The organism is Dactylosporangium sp. NBC_01737, assembly GCF_035963215.1.
Classification (GTDB): domain Bacteria; phylum Actinomycetota; class Actinomycetes; order Mycobacteriales; family Micromonosporaceae; genus Dactylosporangium.
Window position 1 is genome coordinate 8,755,784 of record NZ_CP109153.1, and the last position, 9,046, is coordinate 8,764,829.

General features: G+C 73.5%; 12 protein-coding genes and 1 pseudogene. 8 read left to right on the forward strand and 5 right to left on the reverse strand.

Annotated elements, in window-relative coordinates:
- Window positions 1–32 precede the first annotated feature (32 nt).
- A pseudogene (locus OHA72_RS65085) lies at window positions 33–557 on the forward strand (MFS transporter); the annotation flags it as partial.
- A gap of 122 nt (window positions 558–679) precedes the next feature.
- The gene (locus OHA72_RS39755; RefSeq protein ID WP_327001237.1) at window positions 680–1,240 is read left to right on the forward strand and encodes an MFS transporter; all 561 of its coding nucleotides are present in this window, start codon (window positions 680–682) and stop codon (window positions 1,238–1,240) included.
- A 299-nt stretch (window positions 1,241–1,539) separates the two neighbouring features.
- Here the strand turns inward: OHA72_RS39755 and OHA72_RS39760 are convergent, their stop codons facing one another.
- The gene (locus OHA72_RS39760) at window positions 1,540–1,770 is read right to left on the reverse strand and encodes a hypothetical protein (RefSeq protein WP_327001238.1); all 231 of its coding nucleotides are present in this window, start codon (window positions 1,768–1,770) and stop codon (window positions 1,540–1,542) included.
- A 46-nt stretch (window positions 1,771–1,816) separates the two neighbouring features.
- On the opposite strand from OHA72_RS39760, the gene OHA72_RS39765 reads away from it, so the two are divergent.
- Window positions 1,817–2,308, forward strand: coding sequence for a hypothetical protein (locus OHA72_RS39765; protein ID WP_327001239.1), 492 nt, complete (start codon window positions 1,817–1,819; stop codon window positions 2,306–2,308).
- Here the strand turns inward: OHA72_RS39765 and OHA72_RS39770 are convergent.
- Window positions 2,299–2,679: a response regulator transcription factor gene (locus OHA72_RS39770; protein WP_327001240.1), complete on the reverse strand. Its 381-nt coding sequence runs from the start codon at window positions 2,677–2,679 to the stop codon at window positions 2,299–2,301. The two genes, OHA72_RS39765 and OHA72_RS39770, sit on opposite strands and share 10 nt — an antisense overlap.
- A gap of 189 nt (window positions 2,680–2,868) precedes the next feature.
- On the opposite strand from OHA72_RS39770, the gene OHA72_RS39775 reads away from it, so the two are divergent.
- The 3 genes from OHA72_RS39775 (at window position 2,869) to OHA72_RS39785 (ending at window position 4,900) form a co-directional block, all read left to right on the forward strand.
- Window positions 2,869–3,951, forward strand: a complete 1,083-nt coding sequence (locus OHA72_RS39775; RefSeq protein WP_327001241.1) for an aldo/keto reductase — start codon at window positions 2,869–2,871, stop codon at window positions 3,949–3,951.
- Between the two features lie 112 nt (window positions 3,952–4,063).
- The gene (locus OHA72_RS39780; RefSeq protein WP_327001242.1) at window positions 4,064–4,225 is read left to right on the forward strand and encodes a hypothetical protein; all 162 of its coding nucleotides are present in this window, start codon (window positions 4,064–4,066) and stop codon (window positions 4,223–4,225) included.
- 78 nt (window positions 4,226–4,303) lie between these two features.
- Complete coding sequence (locus OHA72_RS39785) at window positions 4,304–4,900, forward strand: TetR/AcrR family transcriptional regulator (protein ID WP_327001243.1); 597 nt, start codon at window positions 4,304–4,306, stop codon at window positions 4,898–4,900.
- 84 nt (window positions 4,901–4,984) lie between these two features.
- On the opposite strand, the gene OHA72_RS39790 is transcribed toward OHA72_RS39785, so the two are convergent.
- Together OHA72_RS39790 and OHA72_RS39795 are read right to left on the reverse strand one after the other, a co-directional pair.
- A complete protein-coding gene (locus tag OHA72_RS39790; protein ID WP_327001244.1) occupies window positions 4,985–5,434 on the reverse strand; it encodes a hypothetical protein in 450 nt (149 codons plus the stop codon).
- Between the two features lie 101 nt (window positions 5,435–5,535).
- Window positions 5,536–6,651 (reverse strand): cellulose binding domain-containing protein, encoded by a 1,116-nt coding sequence (locus OHA72_RS39795; protein ID WP_327001245.1) that lies wholly within the window; start codon window positions 6,649–6,651, stop codon window positions 5,536–5,538.
- A gap of 249 nt (window positions 6,652–6,900) precedes the next feature.
- Between OHA72_RS39795 and OHA72_RS39800 the strand changes: the two genes are divergently transcribed.
- The gene (locus OHA72_RS39800) at window positions 6,901–7,353 is read left to right on the forward strand and encodes a MarR family winged helix-turn-helix transcriptional regulator (protein WP_327001246.1); all 453 of its coding nucleotides are present in this window, start codon (window positions 6,901–6,903) and stop codon (window positions 7,351–7,353) included.
- 38 nt (window positions 7,354–7,391) lie between these two features.
- Complete coding sequence (locus tag OHA72_RS39805) at window positions 7,392–7,850, forward strand: nitroreductase/quinone reductase family protein (RefSeq protein WP_327001247.1); 459 nt, start codon at window positions 7,392–7,394, stop codon at window positions 7,848–7,850.
- Here the strand turns inward: OHA72_RS39805 and OHA72_RS39810 are convergent.
- A complete protein-coding gene (locus OHA72_RS39810) occupies window positions 7,822–9,036 on the reverse strand; it encodes a sugar kinase (RefSeq protein ID WP_327001248.1) in 1,215 nt (404 codons plus the stop codon). The genes OHA72_RS39805 and OHA72_RS39810 overlap by 29 nt on opposite strands.
- Window positions 9,037–9,046: the final 10 nt, after the last annotated feature.

The following is a 9,046-nucleotide window of genomic DNA, read 5'->3' on the forward strand; positions in this document are numbered from 1 at the left end:
GGACGCTGCCACGCGAGACTGCGAGCCCCGCCATGCCGCTGAACGCCGCCATCCGCGCCACGTACGTCGTGTTCGCCGCCTGCGGACTGCTGCTGGCGAGCTGGGTCGCCCGGATCCCGCAGCTGCGGGACCACCTGCACCTGAGCCCGGCAGGGCTCGGCTGGGTGCTGCTCGGCGCCGCCGCCGGTTCGCTCGTGTCGCGGCCGTTCTCCGGCCCGGTCCTGGCCAGGCTCGGCCAGCGCCGCACCGTCGCCGCCGCGGCGGTCGTGACCGGCGGCGGGCTGGTCGTCACCGGCCTCGCCGACCTGCCGGGTCCGGCGGCAGGCCGCTTCGTCCTGGTCGCCGGCCTGCTCGTGATCGGCTTCGCCATGTCGGTGTGGGACGTCGCGATGAACGTCCAGGGCGCCGAGGTCGAGCGCCGGATCGGCCGGTCGGTCATGCCTCGCTTCCACGCCGCGTTCGCCGCCGGCACCGTCGCCGGCGCGGCCGTCGCGGCGGCGTTCGTCGCGCTGCACGTCCCGGTCGCGGCGCACCTGACCGCCGTCGCGCTCCTGGTGATCGTGGCCGTGCCCGTGGCGGCCCGCGACTACCTCGCCGAGCCGCCGGTTGCCCGGCGGCACCCGGTGGGGGTTCGCTGCGGGCGTGGCGGGAACCGCGCACCATCCTCATCGGGCTGTTCGTGCTCGCGTTCGCGTTCGGCGAGGGCGCCGCCGGCGACTGGATCGCCGTCGCGCTCATCGACGACCACGGCGCCGCCGCCGCGGTCGGCAGCCTCGGCTACGCCGTCTACCTGGCCGCGACGACCGCCGTGCGCTGGTTCGGCGGTGGCCTGCTCGACCGCTACGGCCGGGTCGCCGTCCTGCGTGCCCTGGGCGCCGTCACGATCGCCGGCCTGCTGCTGTTCATCTTCGGCCCCAACCTGGCCACCGCCCTCGCCGGCGCGCTGCTGTGGGGCGTCGGCACCGCGTTCGGCTACCCGGTCGGGATGAGCGCCGGCGCCGACGACCCCGGCCAGGCCGCCGCCCGCGTCACCGTCGTCTCCACCGTCGGCAAGCTCGCCTCGTTCGCCGGGCCCCCGCTGATCGGGATGGTCGCCGGCCACGTCACCATCCTGCGCGCCCTGCTCGTCGTCGCCGCCCTGCAGGTCGTCGCCATCCTGATCGCCGGTGCCACCCGCCCCCTGCCCCCGTCCACGTCCACCGCCACGCCCTCGGCGACCGGCCTGCCGGCGGGCCTGTGAGGCGCGGCTCGGACGACGTTCCGCCAAGCCGGCGCCGTCGCGACCGGGTCCCGGCGCGGATCCGCCCTGTCCGGGCACGGGCCGCCGAACGCCAGGTCCGTGCCGTCGACGATGCCGGTCTGCCGGATCGACAGGGATCGGGTGCCAGCGGTGCCGCGCCCGGAGGGCAGGAACCGACGTGCGGAGACCGGCACCGGCCGTGGCAACCGCGCCGGGTGCGCCGGCGCGGTCTGCACCGCCTCTCCGCGGCGGGGAACGCCCGATGATCGTCGCCTCGATGCGGTCGAACTCCGCGCCGGTCAGCCTCGGCCGACCTGACAGCACCCGGTCCGCGCCGCCTCCTCGCCCAGGGTGGCACCTGCACCGGGGATCACGGCCGCACGCCCGGCGCCGGTGGACCGGCGGCGGGTCGCGGTGCGTGCGCCGTCGGGCGGCAGGGTCGCCGGCAGGGTGACGGTGACCATGCGCTGCTGCTGCTCGCTGAGCGGTCCGGCGCGGCCGGTGGTGAGCAGTTCGCGGTGGCGTTGCACGGAACGCAACGCACGGGGGCGCCGGCGGTGCCGGTACCGTGCCGGCATGGGCATGTACCTCGTCGACGTCGGGCCCGACAGCTGGGCACACGACGACGTCCTCCGCACGCTGCTGGACCGCGCCCTCGCCGAGCGCGGCCTCGACCCCTACGCGGGCCAGTCGCTGACGGTGCCGCCGCAGGACAGCTTCGAGGAGAAGATCTCGCCGCCGATGGACGGCTTCGCGCGGCTGTGCGACCGGCACGGCGCCGGGGACGTGCTCGAGGCGGCGATGCTGGTCCCGGTGCCGTTCGACGGTCTGATCAGGCTGCCGGCCGGCAACGCGTACGACGACGAGCAGACCGTGGTGCTCAGCGCGCACCGCGCGCTGGACCTGGTGGCGCCGATGGCCGCGGAGGTCGGGCTGCCCGTTGCGCTGCCGCGGGGCACGCTGGCGCTGAGCAACAGCATCGAGGACCCCGTCACGTTCTACGTCGCGGTGTACCGGCAGGCGGCCGAGCACTCGCTGCGCTACGGCTGCCCGATGACCTACATGTGAGGCACGGCGGGGTCGAGGAGCCGCTCGATGCGGTGCAGCAGATCCTTCGGGCTGAACGGCTTGACCACGTAGTCGTCGGCGCCGGCGTCGAACCCCGACGACACGTCCAGCCACTGGCCCAGCGCGGTCAGCAGCACGATCGGCACGTGCGCGGTCTGCGGATGCGCCCGCAGCACCCGGCACACGTCGAGGCCGGACATGCCGGGCATCGACACGTCCAGCACCGCGACGTCGGGGACCCGGTGCAGCGCGTCCTGCAGCGCGGACTCCCCGTCCTGGTGGGCGGCGACCTCGAAACCCGCGGTGCCCAGCACGATCGACAGCATGGTCCGCACACCCTGGTCGTCGTCGGCCAGCAGCACCGTGGTCATCGCATCCCGCCCGTCACACTCTCACCACGAATCAGCGTATGGCGGCGATACCGGCCGGGTCAGGCGTTCCGGCGATCACGTCCGGCGCCGCCCCGGCCCGCATCGTCGGTGCCTCGAGTTCTGGACTGGCGGGTCCATTTTTCCGGAGGCACAGTCGGACCGACGATCCGACGACCCCGGAGGGGCCTCATGCACCACTACTACCTGCTCGGCCGATCCGGACTGCGGGTCAGCCGGCTCGCGCTCGGCACCATGAACTTCGGCGTCGACGGCTTCCACGCCGCCTACGGAAAGACAGAGGAGCAGGTGGAGCCCATGTTCCGCCGGTACCTCGAATCCGGCGGCAACTTCATCGACACCGCGGACTTCTACACGGCGGGGGAGAGCGAACGCATCCTCGGCCGGCTCATCGCCCGCGCCGGCGTCCGCGATCGGCTCGTGCTGACCAGCAAGTTCACCAACAGCGTCGACCCGTCGGACCCCAACGCCGGCGGCAACGGCCGCAAGCACCTCGTCCGCGCCCTCGACGCGTCGCTGCGCCGCCTCGGCACCGACCACCTCGACCTGTACCTGCTGCACACCTGGGACCGCATCACGCCCGTGGAGGAGGTCGTGCAGACCTTCGACGACCTGGTGCGGGCCGGGAAGATCCGCTACGCCGGCCTGTCCGACGTCCCGGCCTGGTACGCCGCCCGCGCGCAGAGCTACGCCGAGGCGCACGCCCTCACCCCGATGGTCACGGTGCAGCTGCCGTACTCATTGATCGCGCGCGGGATCGAACCGGAGTACGTGCCGATGGCCCGGACGCTCGGCATGGGCCTGACCGCGTGGAGCCCGGTCGGCGGTGGCCTGCTCACCGGCAAGTACCGCCGCGGCGCCGGCGGCCTCACCGGTCCCGGGCGCCTCGCCACCGCCGGCGGTGGCCGCGAGGTCCCGGACCGCGACTGGAAGGTGATCGACGCCCTGGAGGCGGTCGCGCTCGAACTGGGCCGCAGCATGGCCCAGGTGGCGATCAACTGGGTGGTCACCCAGCCCGGCGTTGCGTCCGCCGTCATCGGCGCCAGCAGCGTCGAGCAGCTCGACGGCAACCTCGCGGCCCTGGACTTCGAGCTCCCGGCCGAGCACCGCCGCCGCCTCGACGAGGCCGGCGCGCCGCAGCTGGCCATGCCCTACGGCATGTTCACCCCGCAGTACCAGTCGTGGCTGGTCAACCCGGGTCTCGGCGTCGGTGACAAGCCCGCCGGCTACGCGCCGCCGGTGTTCAACGGCTGACCCCCGGGATCCGGCCAGGGTGTGTCCCTGGGGCGACCGCGGGCCGGACGGACCACAGTTGCCGACAGGTACCCCGGAAGGAGCAGAGGTCACGTCTCGGATCCCTGGCCGGGTGGAGCAGGTCGTCTACACCTCGGCCGCCGAGGTGGAGCAGGCGCTGCGGGACGCGGCCGCCGCGCACGGCGAATACGAGAAGGAACTCGGTCACCATGACGCCGACTGGCCCGTCTGGTATGCCGGGTACATGGCCCGCGCGACCGGCCTCGGCACCTGACGCACGGCGGCACGGAGGCACGGCGGTCGGCGTGCGCCGTGCCTCCGCCGAACGTTCACAGGCAGTTCTGGAGGACCGATGACCCGCACGCTGACGAGCAAGGGCGAGCAGACCCGGTCCCGGATCGTGGCCGGCGCCGCCGCCGAGATCCGCGAGCACGGCGTCGACGAGGTTCGCCTCGAGGACGTGATGGCGCACACCCGCACCAGCAAGAGCCAGCTGTTCCACTACTTCCCGGGCGGCAAGGAGGAGCTGCTGCTCGCGGTCGCCCAGTACGAGGCCGACCGGGTCCTCGACGATCAGCAGCCGATGCTCGGCGAGCTCACCACCTGGCCCGCGTGGGAGCAGTGGCGGGACCGCCTCGTCGTGCGCTACCGCGAGCAGGGCACCCAGTGCCCCCTCAACGTCCTGCTGGGCCACGCCGCCCGCCGCACCCCGGCGGCCCAGGCCGTCGTCACCGGGCTCATGCACCGCTGGCAGGCCGCGATCGCCACCGGCATCCGCGCGATGCAGTCCACCGGCGACGTCGCCGCCGCCGTGGACGCCGACCGCACCGCCGCGGCCCTGCTGGCCGGCATTCAGGGCGGCGTCCTGCTGCTCCTGGCCACCGGCCGCACCGACCACCTGGAGGCGGCCCTCGACCTCGCCATCGGCTCCCTGCGCTTCGACCGGTGACCCGTCTGCCACGGGCGGTCACGCCGGGTACCGCACGTTGATGAACGGTGCCGGCCTTCGTGTCCGTTCAGTGCCGTGGCTCCGTCATGGCGTCGCGTTCCGGGCCTCGATGGCCTTCACCGTGCGGCTCAGTGCCTTCTGCAGCTGACCCTTGGCGACGGTGCCGAGCAGAAACCCGATGATCCGCCCTCGCACGTTGCGGCCCTGCCGGACCACGACCGCGTCGACGCCGGTGGTCCCGTCCGGGCGCCTGGTGAAGGTGTACGTGTGCCCCGACGCGCCGCCCCAGATGTTGGAGTCGACGGTCGTCATCACCACCCGGTGCGGGTCGGACCAGTCGTACCGCAGCCGCTCCCAGATGCCGCCCGAACCCTCCGTGACGTCGGCCCGGTCCGGGCCCAGGTCGTGCACCTTGAGGTATTCGTCGGCGCTGTTGCCGAACAGCTGCTGCCGCCCCGGCCCGAAGTCGGTGAGCCCGGCGACGAACTGCTCCGGCGTCGCCGTGGTCGTCTCGCTGAGGTGGATCGTGGGCATGACGCGCTCCTGTGTACTGAGGTCCGCTGGTTGCTCACAGCGTGCCGGGCCCGGGCCCCGGTTCGAGCCCGTGGAACACCCGGGCCGGCACACTGGTGCGCTCAGCTCAGCGTGCAGGTGACCGCCGGGAGCGGGTTGCTGCTGTTGTTCCAGCTGGCGAGGAACCCGAACGACGCCGACCCGCCGGGCGCCAGCACGCCGTTGTAGGTGACGTTGCGGGCCGTCACGGTCGCGCCGCCCTGCGCGACGGCGGTGTTCCATGCCTGGCTGACCTGCTGGCCGCCGGTGAACGTGAAGGTCGCCGTCCACCCCGTGGAGGCGGTGGTGGAGGTGTTCCGCACCGCGACCTCACCCTGGAAGTTCCCGCCCCACTGCGAGATCACCTGGTACGTGGCGGCGCAGCGACCTGAAGCGCTGGCCGACGGGCTCCGTGACGGGCTTGTCGACGGGGACGCGCTTGCCGACCGGGACGGGGATGCGCTCGCTGTGGGCTGGACCCCGCCGTCGAGGACCCGGGTGAGCACCGGGAACCAGGCGTTCGCCATCTTCGTGAAGCCGGCGTCGTTCGGGTGTACCCCGTCGCCGGTGTCCGCGATCGCGTCGAAGCCCGTCCACAGGTCGGCGACGACGATCGGCGACTGCGCGGTCGTCAGCCCCGCCGCCCACCCCGGAATCGCGGCATTGAACGCGACCACGTCCGCCGGGCACGTCGCGCAGGCTCCCGCGCTCATCGGGATGATCTGCGCCACGACGACCTTCACCGCCGGGTTGTTCGCCCGCATCTGCCCGACCAGCTTCGTGAACGCGGCCAGCTTCGTCGCCAGCGGGATGTATCCGCCCCACATGTCGTTCGTGCCCAGGTGCATGAGCACCACGTCGGGCCGGGCCGCGCTCAGCCACGGCGGCAGCTGGTTGTTGTCCGCGATCCCGGTCGCGGAGTACCCGCCGTGCCCCTCGTGGTCGAAGTCGTACGCGTACCCCGGGTTGCACCCGCCACCGTCGGACACCCCGCCGACGAAGTCGACGTTCGCGTACCCACTGGTCTGCAACCGCTGCCACAGCTTGGCCCGCCAGCAACCCGGCCCGGCGGTGATGGAGTCGCCGAGCGGCATGATCCGCACGGGCGCCGCCGCCGACATGGCGGGCCGGGCGACGACGAAGGTGACCGCGACCAGTGCCGCGGCGAGCAGGACGGACAGCGTCGATCTCAACGACATGAGCACTCCTGGGAGACGGTCGTGCGCGGATCCGCCCACGCACGGCGGTGACTGCACCGGCCGGCTCCCATGGCATCGTGCCGCGTCGATGCTACCGCACCCCGCGCCCGCGGCCGCACTGGCGCGGGTCCGTACCGTGTCGCGCTGTGGGCCTGCCCCGCGCCCGCAACCAATACGAGTGACCCGGCCGGCGTCCGCTCGAATGCGTGAGTCAGTCAACTGTTGAGTTGGTGTAGTAATCTGACGCTCGTGAGCGATCAGGAGGCGCGGTTCGCCGAGGCGGGGCGGCTGGTGCGGTTGCTGGTCGACATCGCCGAGCAGGCGAAGGCCGACTTCGCCGCCACGGTCGCCGCGGTCGGTCTGCCGATGCCTCTCGCCCGGGCGATCGTGCTGCTCACCCACCCGGCGCCGATGCGTGACCTCGCTGAACAGCTCGCCTGTGACCGCTCCTACGTCACGAATCTCGCCGACCAGCTGGAGGAGCGCGGACTGGTGGCGCGGGTCCCGGGGGAGGACCGCCGGGTGAAGCTGCTCGCACTCACCGACGCCGGCACGGCGCTGCGCAACCGGATCACCGCGGCAGTGGCGGAGCGCAACATCATCCTGCACCGGCTCACGGACGCGGAGCGCAGGACCCTGGCGCCGCTGCTCGAACGTCTCGCCGGCGAGGGCCGGGGATGCCATCCGGGTGGCACCTGCTAACTGCTCAGGCCGGCCCGGCAACCGGACAGGAGAAACCGATGAGCTTCGACACCCACCGGGGTACCCGTGGCAACCGTCAACCCAAAGGACGGCTCATGCGCTGGGCGAACACGCTGATGGCCCGGCGCGTCCGCAAGCGCGGCGCGATGATGGGCTTCAACACGCTCGTGCTGCTCACCGTCGGCCGTCGCAGCGGCGCCGAGCGCGTCACCCCGGTCGGCTGGTTCCCAGGCCCTGACGGCGCACGGCTCGTCGTCGCGTCCGCCAACGGAGCCGCGGACAACCCCGCCTGGTATTACAACGTCGCCGCGCACCCCGACCGGGTCCGCATCGAGGTCGACGGCCGCATCGTCGCCGTGACCGCCGAGCAGCTGCACGGGGCGCCACGGGAGCAGGCCTGGCAGCAGATCATCGCGGCGGCGCCCCGGTTCGCCCGCTATCAGGAGCAGACCGACCGCGAGCTGCCGATCATCCAGCTGATCGAACGTCCCGCCTGAGCCTGTCAATGGCGTTCGTGGCACCCGACGCGTGCATCCTGCCCCCGGCGGAGCGGCCGACTTCACGGTCCGCGACCCGACCGCCGACGGCGAGGCGCTGACACACTCGACGCCGAGGCCCGCCCCGGCACGCCGCGTCCCTCGCACTCCTCGCAATCCGGGGATCAGATCGGTGACGAGCGGAGGTCTGTGGGCGGATGAGTCCGGCCGCTGGCGGCGACCCTGGCGGCCTCCGTGAGCAGGGCGGCGGCTGACGGTGCCGGCGGCAGGCCGTCGGTGTCGCCGTGGGAGGCGACGACGCCGGCGGCGAACCGGGTGCCGAGCCAGGCGGCGCCGCGCGGGGCAGGCCGGCGAGGCGGGCGGCCAGGTATGCGCCGGCGAAGGCGTCGCCCGCGCCGACCGGATCGACGACCGTCGCGGCGGCCGACGGCAGGTGGCGGGGGCTCTCGGAGCGGCTGCCGCCCGCGTGCCAGCAGCCGTCGGCGCCGGCCTTCAGGACCACCTCCGTCACGCCGGCCGCCGCCGCCCGCGTGAACACCGACGCCGGGTCGTCGGTGCCGAACAGGGGGACCGCCTCGTCGAGGCCGAGCAGCAGGTACGTCGTGAACGGCACCAACGACGTGAGCAGGTCGGTCACCGGTGGGAGGCCCGGCCGCAGGTTGGGGTCGAGGGCAACGGCGATGCCGCGGGCGTGCGCCTGCCTGGCGAGGTGCGTCACGGCCCGGCGCGGCCCGTGCCCGAGTGCGGCCGTGAGACCGGAGACGGCGACGACGGACGGCGTGGCGGCGAGGGCGCGGGAGGCGTCGGCCGTGGACAGAGCGGAGGCGGCCGAGCCGTCCCGGTAGTAGTGGACGCGGCGGGCGCCGTCGGGTCGCACGTCCTTGACGAACAGCCCGGTCGGCCGGGTGTCGTCGACGGCGACCAGGCCGGTGCCGACGCCGAGCGAGGACGCGGCCGAGATCACCCGGCGGCCGAAGGGGTCGGCGCCGACGCGGCTGCAGAACCCGGTGCGCGCGCCGGCGCGGGCGGCCGCGGCGAGCAGGTTCAGCTCCGCGCCGGCCACGTGCACGGTCGCGGAGCCGCAGGTTTCGAGCGGTGCGCCGCCGGCCGGCTGGAACAGCACCATCGCCTCGCCGAAACCCACGATGAGGGCTTGTCCGTCGCCGGATCTCCGTGTCACACTCATCCGCACAAGG

Excerpts from the sequence above, each read along its gene's own strand:
- OHA72_RS39765 (WP_327001239.1), top strand. The coding sequence starts at position 1,817 with ATGGGCATGTACCTCGTCGACGTCGGGCCCGACAGCTGGGCACACGAC.
- OHA72_RS39770 (WP_327001240.1), bottom strand. The coding sequence starts at position 2,679 with ATGACCACGGTGCTGCTGGCCGACGACGACCAGGGTGTGCGGACCATG.
- OHA72_RS39790 (WP_327001244.1), bottom strand. The coding sequence starts at position 5,434 with ATGCCCACGATCCACCTCAGCGAGACGACCACGGCGACGCCGGAGCAG.
- OHA72_RS39785 (WP_327001243.1), top strand. The coding sequence starts at position 4,304 with ATGACCCGCACGCTGACGAGCAAGGGCGAGCAGACCCGGTCCCGGATC.
- OHA72_RS39775 (WP_327001241.1), top strand. The coding sequence starts at position 2,869 with ATGCACCACTACTACCTGCTCGGCCGATCCGGACTGCGGGTCAGCCGG.
- OHA72_RS39795 (WP_327001245.1), bottom strand. The coding sequence starts at position 6,651 with ATGTCGTTGAGATCGACGCTGTCCGTCCTGCTCGCCGCGGCACTGGTC.
- OHA72_RS39805 (WP_327001247.1), top strand. The coding sequence starts at position 7,392 with ATGAGCTTCGACACCCACCGGGGTACCCGTGGCAACCGTCAACCCAAA.
- OHA72_RS39810 (WP_327001248.1), bottom strand. The coding sequence starts at position 9,036 with ATGAGTGTGACACGGAGATCCGGCGACGGACAAGCCCTCATCGTGGGT.